The 19,314-nt window shown below is 65.7% G+C and carries 16 protein-coding genes; 4 read left to right on the top strand and 12 right to left on the bottom strand.

Annotation, left to right across the window (positions count from 1 at the left end; genetic code table 11):
• The first annotated feature begins 6 nt into the window (after window positions 1-6).
• Entirely contained in the window at window positions 7-567 is a 561-nt protein-coding gene (locus tag KVY23_RS19680) for a TetR family transcriptional regulator (protein ID WP_230557972.1), read from the top strand.
• On the opposite strand, the gene KVY23_RS19685 is transcribed toward KVY23_RS19680, so the two are convergent.
• From KVY23_RS19685 to KVY23_RS19695, 3 genes are all read right to left on the bottom strand, one after another.
• Window positions 552-2,705: a thiamine pyrophosphate-dependent enzyme gene (locus KVY23_RS19685; protein ID WP_230557922.1), complete on the bottom strand. Its 2,154-nt coding sequence runs from the start codon at window positions 2,703-2,705 to the stop codon at window positions 552-554. The genes KVY23_RS19680 and KVY23_RS19685 overlap by 16 nt on opposite strands.
• An 84-nt stretch (window positions 2,706-2,789) precedes the next feature.
• Window positions 2,790-4,385: an MFS transporter gene (locus tag KVY23_RS19690; protein ID WP_230557923.1), complete on the bottom strand. Its 1,596-nt coding sequence runs from the start codon at window positions 4,383-4,385 to the stop codon at window positions 2,790-2,792.
• Window positions 4,386-4,466: 81 nt separating this feature from the next.
• Window positions 4,467-5,060 carry a TetR/AcrR family transcriptional regulator gene (locus tag KVY23_RS19695; protein WP_230557924.1) on the bottom strand — a complete coding sequence of 198 codons (594 nt, stop codon included), beginning with the start codon at window positions 5,058-5,060 and terminating at the stop codon, window positions 4,467-4,469.
• A gap of 93 nt (window positions 5,061-5,153) precedes the next feature.
• Here KVY23_RS19695 and KVY23_RS19700 point away from each other — a divergent pair, with 93 nt between their 5' ends.
• Both KVY23_RS19700 and KVY23_RS19705 read left to right on the top strand, forming a co-directional pair.
• Window positions 5,154-6,878, top strand: a complete 1,725-nt coding sequence (locus KVY23_RS19700) for a nitroreductase family deazaflavin-dependent oxidoreductase (protein WP_230557925.1) — start codon at window positions 5,154-5,156, stop codon at window positions 6,876-6,878.
• 70 nt (window positions 6,879-6,948) lie between these two features.
• Complete coding sequence (locus KVY23_RS19705; RefSeq protein WP_230557926.1) at window positions 6,949-7,836, top strand: DUF5996 family protein; 888 nt, start codon at window positions 6,949-6,951, stop codon at window positions 7,834-7,836.
• Window positions 7,837-7,842: 6 nt separating this feature from the next.
• Here the strand turns inward: KVY23_RS19705 and KVY23_RS19710 are convergent, their stop codons facing one another.
• The 8 genes from KVY23_RS19710 to KVY23_RS19745 form a co-directional block, all read right to left on the bottom strand.
• Complete coding sequence (locus tag KVY23_RS19710) at window positions 7,843-9,339, bottom strand: VWA domain-containing protein (protein WP_230557927.1); 1,497 nt, start codon at window positions 9,337-9,339, stop codon at window positions 7,843-7,845.
• On the bottom strand, window positions 9,339-10,385 hold the full coding sequence (locus tag KVY23_RS19715) for a MoxR family ATPase (protein ID WP_075840998.1): 1,047 nt from the start codon (window positions 10,383-10,385) through the stop codon (window positions 9,339-9,341). Before KVY23_RS19715 ends, KVY23_RS19710 begins: the two co-directional genes overlap by 1 nt.
• A gap of 32 nt (window positions 10,386-10,417) precedes the next feature.
• A complete protein-coding gene (gene mdo / locus KVY23_RS19720) occupies window positions 10,418-11,689 on the bottom strand; it encodes an NDMA-dependent methanol dehydrogenase (protein WP_075840997.1) in 1,272 nt (423 codons plus the stop codon).
• Window positions 11,690-11,847: 158 nt separating this feature from the next.
• Window positions 11,848-12,669, bottom strand: coding sequence for a CoA ester lyase (locus KVY23_RS19725; RefSeq protein WP_230557928.1), 822 nt, complete (start codon window positions 12,667-12,669; stop codon window positions 11,848-11,850).
• A complete protein-coding gene (locus KVY23_RS19730; RefSeq protein ID WP_331284339.1) occupies window positions 12,666-13,148 on the bottom strand; it encodes a MaoC family dehydratase in 483 nt (160 codons plus the stop codon). Before KVY23_RS19730 ends, KVY23_RS19725 begins: the two co-directional genes overlap by 4 nt.
• The gene (locus KVY23_RS19735) at window positions 13,145-14,311 is read right to left on the bottom strand and encodes an acyl-CoA dehydrogenase family protein (protein ID WP_230557929.1); all 1,167 of its coding nucleotides are present in this window, start codon (window positions 14,309-14,311) and stop codon (window positions 13,145-13,147) included. The genes KVY23_RS19730 and KVY23_RS19735 overlap by 4 nt, the downstream gene beginning before the upstream one ends.
• A gap of 9 nt (window positions 14,312-14,320) precedes the next feature.
• Window positions 14,321-16,246 (bottom strand): biotin carboxylase N-terminal domain-containing protein, encoded by a 1,926-nt coding sequence (locus tag KVY23_RS19740; RefSeq protein WP_230557973.1) that lies wholly within the window; start codon window positions 16,244-16,246, stop codon window positions 14,321-14,323.
• Between the two features lie 65 nt (window positions 16,247-16,311).
• Window positions 16,312-17,889 (bottom strand): carboxyl transferase domain-containing protein, encoded by a 1,578-nt coding sequence (locus KVY23_RS19745; RefSeq protein WP_075840996.1) that lies wholly within the window; start codon window positions 17,887-17,889, stop codon window positions 16,312-16,314.
• Window positions 17,890-18,007: 118 nt separating this feature from the next.
• Between KVY23_RS19745 and KVY23_RS19750 the strand changes: the two genes are divergently transcribed.
• Entirely contained in the window at window positions 18,008-18,601 is a 594-nt protein-coding gene (locus KVY23_RS19750; RefSeq protein ID WP_230557930.1) for a TetR/AcrR family transcriptional regulator, read from the top strand.
• A 19-nt stretch (window positions 18,602-18,620) separates the two neighbouring features.
• Here KVY23_RS19750 and KVY23_RS19755 read toward each other — a convergent pair whose 3' ends face one another.
• Window positions 18,621-19,235 carry a TetR/AcrR family transcriptional regulator gene (locus tag KVY23_RS19755; protein WP_230557974.1) on the bottom strand — a complete coding sequence of 205 codons (615 nt, stop codon included), beginning with the start codon at window positions 19,233-19,235 and terminating at the stop codon, window positions 18,621-18,623.
• Between the last annotated feature and the right edge of the window lie 79 nt (window positions 19,236-19,314).

Below are 19,314 nucleotides of genomic sequence, written 5' to 3' on the forward strand. Positions count from 1 at the left end.
AACCTGATGCGCACCACCATCCTCGACGGGCTGCAACGACTGCTACTGGACAAGACCTGGTCGGCGGTCAACATGACCGACGTCGCCAAGGCCGCCGGTATCAGTCGTCAAACCCTCTACAAGGAGTTCGGTACGCGAAAAGGGCTGGCCCAGGGTTACGCCCTGCGGCTGGCGGACACGTTCGTCTCCGCTGTGGACGACGCCGTCTACGCCAACGAGGGTGACAGTCTCCGCACGCTCAACGTTGCGTTCTCCGAGTTCTTCGAGCGCAGTGCCTCCGATCCGCTGGTGCTCTCCCTGCTCACCGACGACCCCCCGCCGGATCTGTTGCGACTGGTCACCACCGAGAGCGGACTGCTGATCGAGCACGCGACCGCTCGACTGGCACAGACTTTCGAACGCAGTTGGCTGCGGGCGTCGGCGCATAATGCGGAAGTGCTCGGCCGCGCGGTTGTCCGCCTCGCCCTCGGTTACGTGTCCATGCCGCCGACCAACTCGTCCGACGTCGCCGCCGACCTGGCTTCGCTGCTCGCGCCTTTCGTGGACAGCATTCACAGCTCTGCCTGAGCGCCCCTGTCGCGCAGCATCTCGAGTGCCGCCGTCATGACCGTCTCCTGTGACAACAGCACCTCGAGTGCCGCGTCACCCAACGGAACGAAGCTGTCCGCGCTGGTGACGCGCCGGAGACTGCCGCGCCATCCCGCGTCGATCAACGCCGTCACCACGCCCTCGCTCACTCCGCCAGTCCGGCGCGTCTCGTCGACGACGAGCACACGTCCACTCAGTCGGGCCTGGGCGAGCACGTCGTCCACCGGGAGCGGCGCAAGCCACCGCAGATCGACCACGCACACCTCGATCCCCTGCACGGAGAGTTCTCGCGCCACACGCAGACTCATCGGCACGCCGTTGCCGAAGGTCACGATGGTCAGATCCGCTCCCTCCCCGTAGGTTCGCGCTTTCCCGATCTGCACCGGCGACGTCCATCCGCCGGCGAGCCAGTCTCCGTCCCCGTCCTCGTACAGGTCGCGCGAATGGTAGAGCGCGATGGGCTCGAGAAACACACACACCGCGCCGTGCTGCTCCGCGGCCGATGCGCAGGCGAGGAGCATCGCGGCGGCGTCGTCCGGTCGCGACGGGGAGGCGACAACGATGCCCGGTATATCGCGCAGCGCTGCAATTGCGTTGTCGTTGTGGAAGTGTCCGCCGAAGCCCTTCTGGTACCCGTACCCGGCGATGCGGACGATCATCGGGTTCCGATAGCTGCGATTCGAGAAGAACTGCAGCGTCGCTGCCTCCCCGCGGAGCTGGTCTGCGGCATTGTGCAGGTAGGCGAGGTACTGGATCTCCGCGATGGGCAGCAGACCGGATACCCCTGCGCCGGCCGCCAACCCGAGGATCGACTGCTCGTCCAGCACGGTGTCGAACACTCGCACCGAACCCGATTCGGCCATCAACCCGCGTGTGACGCCGTAGACGCCGCCTTTGCGAGCGACGTCCTCACCGAACAGGATGGCTTGTGGGTAACGCGCCAGAATATGCTTCAGTGCCGCGTTGATCGCCTGTGCCAGCGTCGAATCCGGTGGCAGCTCGATCTCCTCGGACCGTGTGTTCACCACCGCTGCGCTCACCTCCGTCAGCGGTGCCATCACCGCGGCTGCGTCCGTCAGGTGTTCGGCTCGGACACAGTCGCGGGCGACGGCCATGACCTCGCTCCGTTTACGCTCGTAACGCTGGACCACCTCGGTGGGCGTCAGAATGCCGGCGTCGATCAACAGTGTCGCGGTCCCGATCAGCGGATCGCGACCGAACTCGGCCACGATCTCGGCGGGGCTACGGTAGGACGATTCGACGTCCGATCCAGCGTGGCCCATCAGCCGAACGGTGCCGAGGTGCAGAAACGCGGGCCGGCGGTGGCGTCGTACCCAGTCCACTGCCGCCGTCGACGCCGCGTGGGTGGCTTCCAGATCGCTGCCGTCGGCATGGAAGTACTCGAGACCTGGCCGCGACCGGAAGGTGGTCTCGATCCATCCCGCCGGGGTGCGGACACTGATCCCCAGCCCGTTGTCCTCGCAGACGAACAGCAGCGGGATGGGGACGCCTTGGTAGGCCGAGTGGATCGCTGTGTTGATCGCACCCTGCGCAGTCGAATGATTCGCCGAGGCGTCGCCGAAGCTGCACACCGTCACCGCGTCCATCGGCCACGCCGAGGCCACGCCCAACTTGCTCGCCCGCACCGTCGAGAATGCGACGCCGACGGCGCGCGGGAGATGGGAGGCGATGGTGGACGTCTGCGGAATCACCGCGAGATCGGCACGCCCGAACACCTTGTGCCGACCACCGGCGATCGGATCAGCCGTCGAGGCGACGACGCCCAGCAGCACGTCCCTGATCGGATTGCTGCCACCGACGGCTCGAGCACGCTCGAGATAGAACGCCCCCGAACGATAGTGCAGCAGAGCAGGATCGGTCGATCGCAGCGCACCCGCGACCGCGGCGTTGCTCTCGTGCCCGGCAGATCCGATCGTGTAGAAGCCGGCGCCCTCCGCTCGCAGCCAGCGGGCCGCGAAATCCAGATGGCGACTGCCGAGTTGGGCGTCGAACAGTTCGAGCGCGCGATCCGGTGACAGACCCGAGTCGAGTGCACGTGGCCGACGAACAAGGGTCGAGACGGTGCGCGTGAAGTTCTCGTCGATCGACTCGGCCATGCTCGGCAAGTGTAGTGCGGGTTCGCCCGTGCGTGCATGGCTACCGCGGGCGGTACCTATGCACACACGGGCGGCGAAGCCGCACTACTTGCGCCAGGCGAGGAGGACCCCGTCGCCCTGCGGTCGACCCCAGGGCAGGAACGCGGCCACTGCCACCGCGCAGAGCAGGCACGATCCGACGGTGACGAACGAGGCGAACTGGAATCCCTCGAGCGAGGCCGCTTTCATGGCGTAGACCAGATCGGCCTTCTGCGTGGCGAACATGGGGTTCGTCGGCGCTTTCACGATCTCGATGACGCTGACCACCGTTTCTCTCGCGAACGCTTTCTGATACGGCTCCATGAGGGCGTCGGGGATTGCGTCGACGAGCGGCCCCACCTTCGTGGTGTAGACCGAGGCGACGATCGATCCGAGTACCGCCACGCCGAGGGTGCCGCCGACCTCGCGGGTGGTGTCGTTGACGGCGGACCCGGCGCCGGCTTCGTCGAGCGAGACCGAGGACATGATGGACTCCGTCGCCGGGCCCTGGACGATCGCGAGCCCCAGGCCCATCAGGACCATCGAGATCAGGACTGGCCCCAGGTACGGCGTCTCGACCTGCACCTGCCCGGCGATGAACATTCCTGCGCTCATCACCATGAGCCCGAGCACGATCACTGCAGTCGTGCCGACCCGTTGCGCGATGAGGGTGGCCATCGGGGCACCCACCGCGATGGACGCTGCAAACGGGAGCGAGTGGATGCCGAATTCGAGTGGACTCAACTCCATGACGCCCTGGAAGTATTGGGTGATCATGAACAGAAAGCCGAACATGCTGAAGTAGCCGACGGCGATGGCCAACGCGGGCAATGCGAATCGTCGTATTCGGAACAGGTTCATGTCCAGCACGGGCGATTCGGTGCGCAGTTCCCACCAGACGAACACTGCCAGACACAGGGCGCCGCCCACGTAGGCGGCGACACTGATCGCGGACACCCAACCGCGATGCGGCGCTTCGATCACGGCCCAGACGAGAACGGTGATACCGACGAGGGACAGCACGATTCCCAGCGGGTCGTACTTGCCGACGTGCGCAGCCCGCGACTCGGGAACGAAGAGCGCAGCAGCGGCCAGTACTCCGATGGCGACCGGCACGTTGATCCAGAACACAGAGTGCCACGAGAAGTGTTCGAGGAGAAAGCCTCCCGCAGTGGGGCCGATGGCAATGGCAAACCCGGCCATGGCCGTCCAGGCGGCAATTGCCAGGGCTCGCTCCCGGGCGTCGGTGAAGATGTTGATGATCAGCGCCAGTGTCGCCGGGAACACCGCGGCTGCGCACACTCCCATCGCGGCCCGGGCCGCGACAACCTGGCCGAGGTCGGCTGCGATCGCGCCGCCGATCGACATGACGGCAATGCCGACCAGGCCGATCATCATCACTTTCTTGCGACCGTGCCGGTCGCCCAGATGACCGAATGCCAACAGCAGTCCGGCGAAGGTGAGCGTGTAGGCGTCGACGACCCATTGCAGGCCGCTCATGCTCGCTCGCAGTTGGAGGCCCATCGACGGGAGTGCGACGTTGACGATGGTGTTGTCCAGCACCACCAGCAGTTCGGCGGTACAGATCACCGCCAGCGCCACCCAGCGCCGATGGGCGGTCAGGCCGTGCTCGGCAGGACGGAGTTGCATTGGCAGAGGCATTGGGAAATCCCTTCGACTATGACGCTCGACATAGCGACACGAATCGAAAGTTATACGTAACCGCGAGTTATAGCAACAGGGCTAGTGCGCGCGGACTGAATCCGCACCCTCCAGCGCGGCGTCGATCCACCGAATCAACTCGGCCTCCGTTCGGTCGAGCGCACGGGTGCTGCGCTGGGCTTTCGCAATCATCAGCGCCCCCTCGAAGGCTGCAATCGCCATGGTTGCGAGACTGCGCGAGCGCTCCTGCGCCAACCCGCGCTGCCACAGCGAGGCCGCAATGGTGTCCTCCCACGAAGTGAACGACTCCCCCGCCGCGGCAAGCGCCGCTGGGGACGCAGAACCCTCGAGAGCCGCGGGAACGACGGGACATCCGGCGGCGTAGTCGGTCGCCACCAGCTGGTCACGAAAATCGGCGATGAGTGCGCGCAACGTCTCCGCCGGGCCACTTGCGGCGAGCCCGGCCGAGATCATCGACCCCATCAGAGCCCCCGCGGTCCGCGTCGCCTCTTCCACGAGCTGCGGCTTCCCTCCGGGAAAATGATGGTAGATAGACCCGCGAGGTGCACCCGCGTGGTCGATGACGTCGGCGAGAGAGGTCGCCTCGACGCCCCGCTCACGAAAGAGCAGCGCGGCGCTGCGCAACATATCCTCGCGTGCCGTACTTCTGGCCATACCCACCCCTCGCGACTGCAACTCCATTGACGTAACCGCCGGTTACGCTTAACCTGGTTTCAATATGCAGTTCATCATATCCCCGGGAGTGGCATGACCACCGTTGAACACCGCCCGTCCGACACCCTCGCCACACCACTGACACTCGAGTGCGGGCAAACCCTGCCCAACCGGCTCATGAAAGCAGCACTCAGCGAGGGGCTGGGCACCGCCTCACACGCCCCCGACGCCCGGCTCGAGCGCCTCTACGCCCAGTGGGGATCGGGCGGCTACGGGCTCGTGGTGACCGGAAACGTCATGGTCGACCGCATGCACATCGGCGAACCGGGCAACGTGGTCATCGAGGACGACCGGGACCTCGACGCCCTCACCCGCTGGGCCGACGCGTTCAAGACCGGCGCGTCCGCAGCAGATGCACGCCCGTCGATATGGATGCAGCTCAACCACCCGGGCCGCCAAGCCAATCCCCTCGCGACCCGGGCCAGGCCGGTCGCGCCGTCGGCGATCGCGTCGAGCGTTCCAGGGCTGCCGGTACCCGAGGCGCTGACGTCAGAACAGATCGAGGACATCGTCGACCGCTTCGCAACAGCAGCCGTGGTCGCCGAGACCGCGGGTTTCGACGGCGTCCAGATTCACGGGGCGCACGGTTACCTCGTCTCGCAGTTCCTCTCCCCCAGTGCGAACAAGCGGGATGACGCCTGGGGCGGCGATCTCGAGGGGCGGATGCGATTCCCCCTCGCCGTGGTCCGCGCCATCCGCGCCGCAGTATCGCCAGGTTTCGCCGTCGGCATCAAACTGAACTCCGCGGACTTCCAGAAGGGCGGGTTCAGCGAGGAAGAGTCTCGCCTGGTGGTCGAACGTCTCGTGCACGAGCACATCGACCTCATCGAGATCAGTGGCGGCAGTTACGAATCCCCGGCGATGATGGGGCTCTCGCACAAGGCTGCGCCGGACAGCACCTCCCAGCGTGAAGCGTATTTCCTGGACTATGCGCGCGAGGTTCGGCTCGCCGCAGGCGCAGTCCCCCTCGCCGTGACCGGCGGCTTCCGGACGCGTTCGGCGATGACCCTCGCTGTCGAATCGAGCGACTGTGACGTGGTCGGACTGGGCCGGCCGGCTGCCGTCGCCACCGACGCAGGCCACGCGTTGATCCGCGACGAGGTCGACCGGCTGGAATCGCCGCGCATCACCCTCGGACTCCCCAAACGTTATGCACCACTGAAAGCTCTGGACGGCGCCCTCGATCTGCAGTGGCACACCGACCAACTGCATCTGATCGGGGCCGGCGGAGAGCCCGATCCGCAGCGACCCGTGTGGCGAACCGCAGTGACCACGTTGCGCCGCAACGGGTTCGACGCCTTCCGTAGCCGTCGCGGCGGAACTGCGGCCACCGATGACACCTCTCGAAAGTTCCAAGTCGAACGCGTCGTCGGAAAATACGTCGCCAACCCGCTCGTACGCGGACTCACCGGTGCCGGTGTCCAGGTCAAGCTCATGACCGACATCGAGACCGTGGGACGCAAGTCCGCTCTGACCCGTCGGGTACCGGTATCGGCGAAGTTCGACGAGACCGGCGCGTGGATCATCTCCCAGCACGGAACCCGGTCGGGATGGGGCGCGAACATCACCGCCGACCCGCGGGTGCGGCTGCGGGTCGGTGACCGGTGGCGCAGCGGGATCGCGGAATTCGTGCACGGCGACGATGTCGCGGTCCGCGCCCGATCGTTCGCGAACAACGCGGTGCTCGGCCGACTCGTCGGGGCCACCTTCGCCGCCCTGGCGACGACACCGGTATCCGTGCGGGTGACGTTCGACTAGGGAGGTCGGACCGCGACGCATCCGTCGATCACCGATGCGCGGACGGGCCGGAGAGTCCATCATGGTTTACATGACTCACACGCCTGATGCTTGGCCTGCTCTGCCCGTGGATTCATGGATCGACACTCGCGACACCGTCCACCTGTGGACACAGATCGTGGGAAAAACGCGCATGGCCCTCGGGCCGACCACCAACCACTGGTGGGGAGTGACGCTGTACGTCGACGCGCGGGGGCTCACCACATCCCTGATGCCCGCCGGAACGCGTGGACTCGAGATCCGATTCGATTTTCTCGACCACGAGTTGATCTTCCTGGTCACCGACGGTTCGACGCGACGGATGAAACTGCAGCCACGAACGGTCGCCGATTTCTACAGCGAGTACACCCGCCACCTCACCGAACTCGGATTCGACATTCCCATCATGGGCACCCCTGTCGAACTCCCCGATGCCACCCCCTTCGCCGAGGACACCGCACACTCGGCCTACAACGCGAAAGCCATGTCAGCATTCTGGCAATCCCTCGTCAGCGCGTATTCGGTATTTTCGCAGTTTCGCGCAGACTTCCGCGGCAAGTCCAGCCCGGTCCACTTCTTTTGGGGTGCTTTCGATCTCGCGGTGACCCGATTCTCGGGCCGACCTGCACCGCAACATCCCGGAGGTGTTCCGAACTGCCCGGATTGGGTGATGCACGAGGCCTACAGCGACGAGGTATCGAGTGCCGGCTACTGGCCGGGCGGCGCGGAAGAGGGCATCTTCTACGCCTACGCCTACCCGCACCCGGAGGGTTACGACACCCACCCAGGCGTGGAGGCACCGGCATTCTGGGACTCGACACTGGGTGAGTACGTACTTCCATACCATCTGGTGCGTCAGGCACCCGATCCCGAAGCGATGCTCATGCGGTTCCTGGAGCAAACTCACCGAGCCGCCGAAGAGAGCGCGGGGTGGAAATAGCGTCCGTCAGCGCAGGGCGTTGCCCAGTTCGGGCGCCTGTTCTATCAGCTGACGGGCGTCACGGGCGGTGACGACGCCGTTGCACACCTTCGCGTAGTCGCCCATCGCGCACGAGGCCTGTGTCCAGTACCGCTCCTGCTCCGGCGTCACCCAGGCCAGGCGGTGGACCTTACGGGCCAGTTCCTCGAGCTTGTCCACCCGCGGCGGCAGCCCGTTGCATCGACCGTCACCGACGATGAGCACCGACGTCCGCGCGGTCACCTTCGATCCGTGTGTGGTGAGCAACTCTTCGAGGGTTCGGCCGTAGTCGCTGCTCGCAGTGAGATCGAGTTCTGGGGCCGCGAGCACGGATGCGAGCGCGTCGTCCCCGGTACTACGGGCCAGCAGGTCGGTCACGTCGACGGGACGGTCCACGAAGGCCAGCACCGTGCACCTGTTGGTGCGGTGCCGCATCGCCTGCGCGAGACGCAGGGTGAAGGCAGTGATCGGCCGTACCGACAGCGACACATCCGCCAGGATAAGCAGTCGCACCCGCTCCGGCACGGGCTTGTCCACCATCAGATGGAACGGCACACCGTCGGTACCCATACTGGCCCGCACCGTGCGGCGCATGTTCAGTCGACCGTTGGTAGCCTCTCGCGGACGAGGGCGCGGTGTACCGCGCATGCGGCGCAACACTTCCCGGCACGCGTTGTTCACCTCCGCCCGAGAGGGAATCTCGGCGGCGGGCGCCATCGACGGCGTCGCCACCTCTCGTCCGCTGCCGGCAACAGCTGCGACGAAAGCCTCCACCGCGTCGACCAGTCTCTCGAGCTGCGCTGCGGTGAGTTGTTCACCGCTGCTCTGGCCACCGTAGAACGCGTTGGGGTCGTAGGCGTCCAGCCAACCCAGAATCCCCTCGGGATCGTCCCATCGGAGCGTGCCCTGCGAGACCATCGCCTGGGCCGACGAGAGGTCACCGACCACCGCGGAGTCGGCATGGTCGACATCGACGGTGAAGGACACCCCGCGGCGGCCACTGTCGCTTTCGGTGTCGACTGCCAAATTGGAGTCGCTTCCGGTGATGGAGAGATCGTCGTCGTCCTTGTGCGGGTTGAACCCGGCGTCCGCCTCCGGCGTGTCGAAGAACTCGCCGACCTCGGCTGCACGCTCGTTGTAGTCGGCGTAGCGCCCGGTCTCGTGATCGTCGTTCGAGATCTCGAGGTCCGTCGGCGCACCCGCCGGTGGTTCCGCCCGGCTGGGCCGAAAATCGTCGAGTACCGTCACCGCTCGCGGACGAAACAGGGCCTCGAAGGCGGCGTCGAAGCCGTCCTGCTCGTGGGTGTATTTCGCGCACGTCGCCCGCAGGGCCGCTTCCAGCACGGCGATATCGCCCGCACCGAGCAGACCGAGGACGCGTCGCACCTCGATCACCTCGGCCGGCGAGGCAGCGACGCCGTATCGACGCAGCAGACGGCCGAAGACCGCCGAGATCAGGTCGAGTACGTATGCCGGAGTTCTCATTACTTGCCGATCCCCCCACGATCCTTGCCACCGCGACCCCGGAATGCCGCCGTGGTGGTATTCGGAGGACGCGAGGCGACGCTCGGACGGGGCTGCTCCCGCGACGGTTCCACCGGGAGGTCGGCACGGCCGCGCACGAGGTCGACATCGCTGCCGTACTTGAGCAGAGCCGCCATCAGGATCTCGCGGGTGCGTTCGGTGTCATGGTCTTTCAAGAGCATGGCGGCTCGCGCGGCGTCGATGACCTCGGAAACCGAGGGGCTCTTGCGCAGCGGCAGCTCGCGTAGCGATCGAGCCAAGTCGACCACGTCGGCTACGGTGTTCTCCTCGACTTCGGGGGCGCGGGAGGACACGATTTCCCGCTCCTGCTCCATCGTCGGGAATCCTACGGAGAAGTGCAGACAGCGACGCTTGAGCGCCGCGGACAACTCACGAGTGTCGTTGGAGGTCAGGATGACCCACGGGTTGGATCGGGCGGTGAAGGTGCCCACCTCGGGGATGGTGATCTGCTTCTCCGCGAGAATCTCGAGCAGCAGCGCTTCCATCGATTCCTCGGTTCGATCGACTTCGTCGATGAGCAGCACGACGGGCTCCTCCGACAGGATGGCGTCGAGCAGTGGCCGTACCGAGAGGAACTTCTCGGAGTACAACCCGAAGTCCTTGCCTGCGAGTATCGCCGACGCCTCCTCGGTGCTCTCGGCGTCTGCCAGTTCGACGCCGATGCGTTCGCGCAACATCTGCACGTGCAGTAGCTGTTTGGCGTAGTCCCATTCGTAGAGGGCACGGTTGTCGTCCAGGCCCTCGTAGCATTGCAGCCGGACCAGCCGGCGCCCGCCTGCGGTGGCGAGCGCCTTGGCCAGTTCGGTCTTGCCGACACCGGCCGGACCTTCGAGCAACAGCGGCCGATCCAATGCAAGCGCGAGATGAACCACGACGGCGAGATCGTCGCCCGCTATGTAGCCCGTCTCGCGCAAGCCGTCGCGGACGGTGATCGCGCTGTCGGAAAAGATCGAATCACTGTTGGTCTCGAAGCCGGCCGATGTCATGTCTGTGAAGCTCCCTGTCCGTTACTTGCGGGTCAGTAGGATTCGTTGATCGCGTGCGAAACCACGGGGATCATCGAGTCGACGGTTACTTCGCGGGGGTTGCCCGGTGTGCACCAGTCACCCTGGATGTGCTCCGAGATCCGCAGCACGGTCTTGTCGTCACCGGTGATGACGTCGCCGCGACCGGTGTACTTGCCGGTGTTCATCCGGTTCTTGTCGTACGAGTTGGTGGTCACCTGGCCGAAGTTGTCGGGGATTCCGACGTCCTTGGCCAACCTGATCGCAGCTTCCACCGCCGCGTCGGCGGCCTGCACGGTGGAGAGGTTCCTCGTGTCGACGCCGAGCGCTCCGGCAAGTTGTGCGTAGCGCTGGTAGCGGGAGGGAAGGTTGTACTCCCACACACGCGGCAGTGCGATCGCGTTGTTGAGGCCGTGGTGCGAGTCGAAGAAGGCACTGACCGCGTGCGAAATCGAGTGCACGATGCCGAGTCCGCCCGAGTTGAATGCCTGACCGGCGATGTACTGCGCGTTCATCATTCCCTCGCGGGCCTTGAGGTTGCGCGGCTCGTAGACCGCTTCCCGCAGGTTCTGCGCGACGAGTTCCACCGAGTACAGGGCGTTGCCCAGCGAAGGCGCGAAGTCGAGGCGGGAGACGAACGGTTCACTGCCGTGCGCCAACACGTCGAATCCGCAGTACGCGGTGAAGTGCTGAGGGCAGGTGTAGTAGAGCAGCGGGTCGTCGATGGCGACGGTGACGATGGACGCTTCGTCGAAGGCGACCCACTTGTGCGGGTTGTCCATATCGGAGGTGTCGGTGATGACGTATGCCCACGAGGTTTCCGAACCCGTTCCCGCCGTAGTGGATACGGCGATGTGAGGCGGGTTCTCCTTGTTCGTGGACTTGGCGAATCCTTCGAACTCGTTGATGTTGCGGCCGTCGTGGGCGATGACGATGCGCGCACCCTTTGCCGCGTCGTGGCTCGAGCCGCCACCAACGGAGATGATGCTGTCGCACTTCTCCTTCTGGTAGAGGGCCGCGGCCTCCATGACGTTGTAGTCCTTGGGGTTCGACTCGACCTTGTCGAACAGAACCACCTCGACGCCCTGGTACTCAATCTTGCCGATCAGTTCCTCGATGATGCCGGAGCCGCGCAGGCCGGTGGTGACGAGCAGCGAGCGCTTGAAGCCGAGGTTCTTTGCCTCGACGCCGATGATGTCGTGCGCGCCGACTCCGAGGAGGGCGCGAGGGAAGGGGTGGAATTCCTTGATCGGGAAGTCCCAGATCTGATTGAGCTCGATAGCCATCGAATCCTCCTGGTGAGTGCTGTGTGACTCTGCTCACTCTGACGCTTCGATGTGTCTCACGACAAGACAATCTGCTGGGAACCGCCCGTCCGCGGGTCCGAACTACCCGATCGGATAGGACGGGGTACTGGCCGGACCACTCCCAGGACCTGACCGCATCACCGAGACTGCGCGGACGCCCCCCGGGCCAGGATTCTCTCCGCCTGCCGGAGCACCGGCGCGTCGACCATCTTGCCCTCGAATTCGAAGACTCCCCTGTTCGAGGACACCGCGCCCAACACCCTGCGCGCCCACGCGAGGTCCGCCTCCGACGGGGCGTAGGCCTCGCGGATCACCGGCACCTGACGCGGATGGATGGCCACCTTGCCGTCGAAACCCACTGCGACGGCGTCGTCGGTTTCGCTACGCAATCGGTCGACGTTCTCGATGTCGAGTACCACCGAGTCGAGTGCGAACAGGCCCCTCGCCTTGGTCGCCAACAGCGTCGATGTCCGCACATGACGAGCAACATCGCGGTAGCTGCCGTCGGAGAACCTGCTGGAGTTGCCGCCCAGGGCAGCCATCAGATCCTCGGCACCCCACATCGCACCGATCACGTTCTCCGCCGAGGCGATCTCGTTCACCATCACCGCACCCAGCGGGGACTCGATCAGTGCCACAACCTCGTAGCTTTCCAGTGCCCGCACCTGCTCGGCGCTCTCGGTCTTCGCCAGCATCACCCGGCGGTAGTCGGTCCGCGTCAGAACCTCCAGATCGGCCCCGAGATCACCCGTCCCGTGGGCGTTCACCCTGATCACGGTGCGATCGGGATCGAGCGAGGACGCAGCCAGCGCCTCGCGTGCTGCAGGTTTGTCCGCTGCGGCAACCGCGTCCTCGAGGTCGATGATCACCACGTCGGCGGCAGCTGCCGCCTTGCCGTACCGCTCGGGCCGATCAGCCGGACAGAACAACCACGCCGGTCCGGCGGGTTCCCACGTCACGACGCGCCCTCCTCGGCAGGTCGCATCTGGACCAGGGTCTTGCGCGTTGCGAGTGCGACGATGTCGCCGTGCTGATTGCGGCCCGTGTGCGTGAACGTCACGACGCCTTCACCGGGCCGGCTCTTCGATTCACGTTTGTCCGAGATCAGCGTCTCGGCGTACAGCGTGTCCCCGTGGAAGAGCGGCTTGGGAAACGACACTTCCGAGAAGCCGAGGTTCGCCACGATGGTGCCCTGCGTCAACTGCCCGACCGACAGCCCGACCAGGGTCGAGAGAGTGAACATCGAATTGACCAATCGCTCACCGAATGTCGTGGTCGAGCTGTAGGCGGCATCGAGGTGCAGCGCCTGAGTGTTCATCGTCTGGGTGGTGAACAGCGTGTTGTCGGCCTCGGTCACCGTCCGACCCGGCCGATGCTCGTAGACAGCGCCGACCTCCATCTCCTCGAACCACAACCCGCGCTGCCGAATACGAGTCACAGCCCCAACCCCCGTGCGATGAGCATCAGCTGAACCTCGGTGGTGCCCTCGCCGATCTCGAGGATCTTGCTGTCGCGGTAATGCCGAGCGACGGTGTACTCGTTCATGAAGCCGTAGCCGCCGTGGATCTGCGTGGCGTCGCGGGCATTGTCCATCGCCGCTTCGGAGCCGACGAGTTTGGCGATGGAGGCTTCCTTCTTGAAGTTCTTGCCGGACAGCATCAGTGCGGCGGCGTCGTAGTAGGCCGCGCGCGCGGCATGTGCGCGGGCTTCCATGCGCGCGATCTTGAAGGAGATCGCCTGGTTTCGGCCGATGGGCGTGCCGAACGCTTCACGCTCGCGGGCATATTTGATGCTTTCGTCCACACATCCCTGCGCGACGCCCACCGACAGGGCGGCGATCGCGATGCGTCCCTCGTCGAGGATGTGCAGGAAGTTCGCGTACCCACGGCCCTCGTCGCCGAGGAGGTTCTCCTGCGGGACCCGAACGTCGGTGAAGCTCAGCGGATGCGTGTCCGAGGCGTTCCAGCCGACCTTGTCGTAGGCGGGCCCGGCCACGAAACCGGGTGTGTCCGCGGGCACCAGGATCGAGGAGATGTGCTTCTTGCCGGTCGCCTCGTCGACTCCGGTGACGGCGGTGACCGTCACCAGGGAGGTGATATCGGTGCCGGAGTTGGTGATGAACTGTTTGCTGCCGTTGATGATCCAGTCGTCGCCGTCGCGCTTGGCGGTGGTCTTGGTGCCTCCCGCGTCGCTGCCGGCGCCGGGTTCGGTCAGCCCGAACGCCGCGAGGTTCTTTCCGCTCGCGAGCTGCGGCAGCCACGCCTGCTTCTGCTTTTCGGTGCCGAAGCGGTACACCGGCATCGCGCCGAGTGAGACGCCCGCTTCCAGTGTGATGGCGACGCTCTGGTCGACCTTGCCGAGTTCCTCGAGCGCGAGGCAGAGCGCGAAGTAGTCCCCGCCCATGCCGCCGTATTCCTCGGGGAACGGCAGCCCGAACAGTCCCATATCGGCCATTCCGGCGACGACCTCGTACGGAAACGAATGTTCGGCATCGTGTTTGGCCGATACCGGGGCCACCACGGTGCGGGCGAAGTCCGCGACAGTCTTCCGCAGCTGTTCGTACTCGTCCGGGAGCATTCCGGTGGAGAGATAAGCGTTCATGATGTGTCCTTAGGATTCGATGCGGTGGATGACTCGTGCGAGCAGTTGGTCGACGCGAACTTGGTCCCCGACGCCGACGAGCAGTTCGACGGTGCCGTCGGTGGGCGCGGTCAACGCGTGTTCCATCTTCATGGCCTCGACGACGACCACTGTCGCGCCGGCCTGTATGTCGTCACCGTCGGCGAGCCCGACGGCGATGACCGATCCTGGCATCGGGCTGGTGATCTCGGCGTCGCCGCTATGGGCGTCGTCCTCGCGGACAGCGGCCTCCGCGACCACCCGCACCGACCAGGTTCCCGCCGATCCCGACAGCCACAGCGCGTCACCTCCGCACGCGAGAGCGAAAGTGGTTCGGCGGCCGCCGAGTACCACCGTCACCGCACCCGCCGCAGTGGATGCCGTGAGCGTGCGTGGCTCACCGTCGTCGACCACCACGGTCGCTGCTCCCGGAGTGCCCGTGATCTTCACGTGGGCGTCGCCGCCGCTGAAAGCAAGCCGGAAGACCGTGGGCGCGTGCGCGCCGATCCGCCATCCGCTCGGTATCGACCACGGATCGGCGTCGCCGCTCGGCCACCCGGACACCCACAGCTGAGCGGCCGCGGCGATGACGTACTCCTCGGGCACCGCGGCGGGGACGAAGTCCGCGACTCGTCGATCCAGCAACCCGGTATCGAGTCGCCCTGCCTCGACATCGGTGTCCGCGAGCAGGAATCGAAGGAACTCGATGTTGGTGACGACGCCGTGGACGGCCGTGTCGGAGAGTGCACGGTCGAGCGCGCGCAACGCGGCGGGGCGGCTGTCGGCGTACGCGATCACCTTCGAGAGCATCGGGTCGTAGTCACTGCCGACAACGGTGCCGACGGACAGCCCGGAGTCGACGCGGATGCCGTCACCTGTTGGTTCACGCAGCCCCACCACGTCGCCACCCGTAGGCAGGAATCCACGACCGGGATCCTCGGCGTAGACGCGGGCCTCGATGGCGTGGCCGGTGAGGACGATGTCGTTCTGCGCGAGGGTCAGCTTCTCCCCCGCGGCGACCCTGACCTGCCATTCGACGAGGTCGATGCCCGTCACCATCTCGGTGACGGGGTGCTCGACCTGCAGGCGGGTGTTCATCTCCATGAAGAAGAACTCGTCGGGACGGTCTGCGGAGACGATGAACTCCACCGTCCCGGCCCCCGAGTAGTCGACACTGCGCGCGGTATTGCAGGCGGCCTCGCCGATGCGCGCCCGAGCCTCGGCGTCGAGCAGCGGCGACGGCGCCTCCTCGATCACCTTCTGGTGGCGCCGCTGCAGGCTGCATTCGCGCTCACCGAGGTGCACGACGTTGCCGTGCTCGTCCGCGAGGACCTGGACCTCGATGTGGCGGGGTCGCAACACGAACCGCTCGAGGAAGAGCGTGTCGTCGCCGAAGGAGGACGATGCCTCGCGGCGGGCACTCGCGAGCGCCGCGGCGAGGTCCTCGTGTTTTTCGACCAGCCGCATACCCTTCCCGCCGCCTCCGGCCGAGGGTTTCACCAGAATGGGGTAGCCGATATCGCCGGCCGCGTCGATCAGATCGGCGTCGGTGAGTCCGGGGCGGGCGATGCCGGGGACGACGGGGACACCGAAGGCCGAGACCGCGTTCTTGGCGGTGATCTTGTCTCCCATCACCTCGATGGCGCGGGCGGACGGGCCGAGGAATGCGATACCCGCGGCGTGGCAGGCAGCCGCGAAACCGGCGTTCTCGGAAAGGAATCCGTAGCCGGGATGGATGGCCTGTGCACCGGTTTCCACGGCAGCGGCGATCACCTTGTCGATGACGAGGTAGCTTTCCCGCGCCGACGCCGGCCCGAGCCGTACCGCGGTGTCCGCCTCACGTACGTGCCGGGCGTCGGCATCGGCATCACTGTAGACTGCCACGGATCGAATTCCCATGCGCCGCAGCGTGCGCATGACTCGTACCGCGATCTCACCACGATTGGCGACGAGGACGGTGTCGAAATTGCTTCTCACTTCACTCACATCCTGAAAACGCCGTAGGAGACCGGCTCGAGAGGTGCATTCGCACACACCGAGAGCGCCAGTCCGAGAACTTCTCTGGTATCGACGGGATCGATGATGCCGTCGTCCCACAGTCGAGCCGTCGAATAGTAAGGGTTGCCCTGCGATTCGTACTGCTCGCGGATCGGCTCCTTGAACTTCTCCTGGTCCTGCTCGGACCAGGGCTTTCCAGCAGCGTCTAGTTGGTCGCTGCGCACGGTGGCCAGCACCGACGCCGCCTGTTCACCGCCCATGACGGAGATCCGCGCATTGGGCCACATGAACAGAAAGCGCGGTGAGTAGGCGCGGCCGCACATCGAGTAATTCCCCGCGCCGTAGGAGCCGCCGATGACGACGGTCAGCTTGGGCACGCGCGCACACGCGACGGCCATCACCATTTTCGCGCCGTGCTTGGCGATGCCGCCTGCCTCGTAGTCGCGGCCGACCATGAAGCCGGAGATGTTCTGCAGGAACAACAGTGGGATACTGCGCTTATCGCAGAGCTCGATGAAGTGCGCGCCCTTCATCGCCGACTCGCCGAAAAGGACGCCGTTGTTGGCGACGATGCCCACGGGGTGCCCGTGCAGATGCGCGAAGCCGGTGACGAGCGTCTTGCCGTATTCGGCCTTGAACTCGTCGAACTCGCCGGCGTCGACGATCCGCGTGATCACCTCTCGCACGTCGTATGGCGTCCGGGGATCGGTGGGAACGACGTCGTAGAGCTCGCTTTGATCCGCGATCGCCGGGCGCGTTGGGACTGTGCCCCAGGGACGTTCGGAACGCGGCCCGAGTGTCGAGACGATCGCGCGCACGCGCCGCAGCGCATCACGGTCGTCGTCGGCGAGGTGATCGGTGACGCCGGAGACCTTCGAATGCAGGTCTCCGCCGCCGAGTTCCTCTGCGGTGACGACCTCCCCAGTGGCTGCTTTCACCAGCGGCGGCCCGCCGAGAAAGATGGTGCCCTGGTTTCTGACGATCACCGCCTCGTCGCTCATCGCCGGAACGTAGGCGCCGCCCGCGGTGCAGGACCCCATCACGGCCGAGATCTGCGCGATCCCTCGGGCACTCAGATTTGCCTGGTTGTAGAAGATTCGGCCGAAGTGATCTCGGTCAGGAAACACCTCGTCCTGCCGCGGGAGGAACGCGCCGCCGGAGTCGACCAGGTAGACGCACGGCAACCGATTCTGCGAGGCGATCTCCTGGGCCCGCAGGTGCTTCTTCACCGTCATCGGGTAGTAGGTGCCACCTTTGACGGTGGCGTCGTTGGCGACGACGACGCACTCTCGTCCCGACACACGACCGATACCCGCGATCATGCCTGCACCCGGTGATTCACCGTCGTACATGCCGTGAGCTGCGAGCGCCGCGATTTCGAGGAAGGGGCTGCCAGGGTCGAGCAACTCGTTCACGCGCTCGCGTGGGAGGAGTTTGCCTCGGTCGATATGACGCTGCCGTGATGTCTCGCTGCCACCGAGGGCGGCCCTCGCGAGTTCGTTCGCGAGTTCGGTGGCCAGCTTCTCGTGCTGTGCGCGGTGCCCGGCCGAGTCGATTGCCATGGGTCGTGCCCTCGTTTCGTTGGTCGGCGGGTCAGTTTCAGTTAATCGTGACTAACCGTGTGAACAGTAAACTACGATTAACCGAGTTGTCGAGGACTTCTTCGAAAGCGAGCACGAGATGACCGTCGATACCCGCGCCCCCACCAGCCGGGAAGTGAAAAAAGCCGAACGCCGAGCCGAGCTTCTCGCTGCCGCGGCCACGCTGTTCGCCGACCGCGGCTTCGCCGGCGTGCGGCTCGAAGACCTGGGCGCAGCGGTGGGCATCAGCGGACCCGCGGTCTACCGGCACTTCCCCAACAAGGAAGCGGTGTTGGTCGAACTGCTCGTCGACATTTCCGAGTACCTGCTCACCGGCGGGCAGCGGGTGGCGTCAACCGAGAAGACGCCCGCTGAGGTGCTGGGCGATCTCATCGACTTCCACCTCGACTTCGCGCTCACCTCGCCCGCACTGATCGAGATCCAGGACCGAGACCTGCAATCGCTTCCCGACGCCGCGCACCGCAAAGTGCGCCGAATGCAGCGCGAGTACGTCGAGATCTGGGTGTCCGTGCTGCGCCGCCTCGATCCCACCCTGGAGGAATCGGACGCGCGCACCACCGCGCACGCTGCCTTCGGGCTGATGAACTCGACTCCGTTCAGCGCGAACCGCACGGTGTCCAAGCGGTCACGAATCCTACTGCGTGCCATGGCAACCGGAGCCCTGGGGATCTGAGTATCCGAGTACCCGAGTGTCAGCGCACCACGCGGCGCAGTTCGGCCCGCGCGTTCGCATAGATCTCGCCGAAATCGGCGTCCTCGCCCGCATCGACGCGGGTGGCCCACTCGTCGAACGCGATCCGCAGTGTCATTCCGGCCCCCTCGACGAGCAACCGGGCGGGCGTCAGGGACTCACGCCCGCCGAGTTTGTCTGCGACCACGTCCGCCAGTCGGCACAGGGTAGTCGCGTCGAGGGCCATCGCCGCCGAGCGCAGGTGTGCGTCGCCCACGATCAGCCGACGTGTGCGCAGGACACGACTCTTGATCTCGTCCGAGGCCTCGACGAGGCGAGCCGCGGCGCGGGCGTAGATCGCCTCCATGCCGGCCAGGTCGACCTCGGGGGGCGCAACGGCCTCGAGCCACGCGTCGATCTCCGCGTCGATCTCGAGGTCGACAGCGAGGATCGACTCCTCCTTCGTCTTGAAATGCCGAAAGAAGGTGCTCGCGGAAACTCCCGCCGCTTTCGCGATCTCGTCGACGGTAGTGGCAGCGACACCGCGCTGCTCGAACAGGTCGAGCGCAGCGAGGGATATCTCGTGGCGGGTCGCGCGGCGCCGACGCTCTCGAAGGTCCGGCACGTTCGGGTCCATCACGACCACTCCTTTTCGTTGACGCCAACTTACCAGCGGAAATCATGTTGACAGTCACTCTCAATTGAACTCACACTAT

It is taken from the genome of Rhodococcus sp. I2R (genome assembly GCF_020889545.1).
In the GTDB taxonomy this organism is placed as follows: Bacteria; Actinomycetota; Actinomycetes; order Mycobacteriales; family Mycobacteriaceae; genus Rhodococcoides.

Bases quoted from the DNA above. Each gene is read 5' to 3' on its own strand.
- KVY23_RS19745 (WP_075840996.1), bottom strand. From the start codon at position 17,889: ATGGCAATCGACTCGGCCGGGCACCGCGCACAGCACGAGAAGCTGGCC.
- KVY23_RS19705 (WP_230557926.1), top strand. From the start codon at position 6,949: ATGACTCACACGCCTGATGCTTGGCCTGCTCTGCCCGTGGATTCATGG.
- KVY23_RS19690 (WP_230557923.1), bottom strand. From the start codon at position 4,385: ATGCCTCTGCCAATGCAACTCCGTCCTGCCGAGCACGGCCTGACCGCC.
- KVY23_RS19750 (WP_230557930.1), top strand. From the start codon at position 18,008: ATGACCGTCGATACCCGCGCCCCCACCAGCCGGGAAGTGAAAAAAGCC.
- KVY23_RS19695 (WP_230557924.1), bottom strand. From the start codon at position 5,060: ATGGCCAGAAGTACGGCACGCGAGGATATGTTGCGCAGCGCCGCGCTG.
- KVY23_RS19685 (WP_230557922.1), bottom strand. From the start codon at position 2,705: ATGGCCGAGTCGATCGACGAGAACTTCACGCGCACCGTCTCGACCCTT.
- KVY23_RS19680 (WP_230557972.1), top strand. From the start codon at position 7: ATGCGCACCACCATCCTCGACGGGCTGCAACGACTGCTACTGGACAAG.
- KVY23_RS19755 (WP_230557974.1), bottom strand. From the start codon at position 19,235: ATGGACCCGAACGTGCCGGACCTTCGAGAGCGTCGGCGCCGCGCGACC.
- mdo (WP_075840997.1), bottom strand. From the start codon at position 11,689: ATGGCTATCGAGCTCAATCAGATCTGGGACTTCCCGATCAAGGAATTC.
- KVY23_RS19735 (WP_230557929.1), bottom strand. From the start codon at position 14,311: ATGAACGCTTATCTCTCCACCGGAATGCTCCCGGACGAGTACGAACAG.
- KVY23_RS19715 (WP_075840998.1), bottom strand. From the start codon at position 10,385: ATGACATCGGCCGGCTTCGAGACCAACAGTGATTCGATCTTTTCCGAC.
- KVY23_RS19710 (WP_230557927.1), bottom strand. From the start codon at position 9,339: ATGAGAACTCCGGCATACGTACTCGACCTGATCTCGGCGGTCTTCGGC.
- KVY23_RS19740 (WP_230557973.1), bottom strand. From the start codon at position 16,246: ATGCGCACGCTGCGGCGCATGGGAATTCGATCCGTGGCAGTCTACAGT.
- KVY23_RS19700 (WP_230557925.1), top strand. From the start codon at position 5,154: ATGACCACCGTTGAACACCGCCCGTCCGACACCCTCGCCACACCACTG.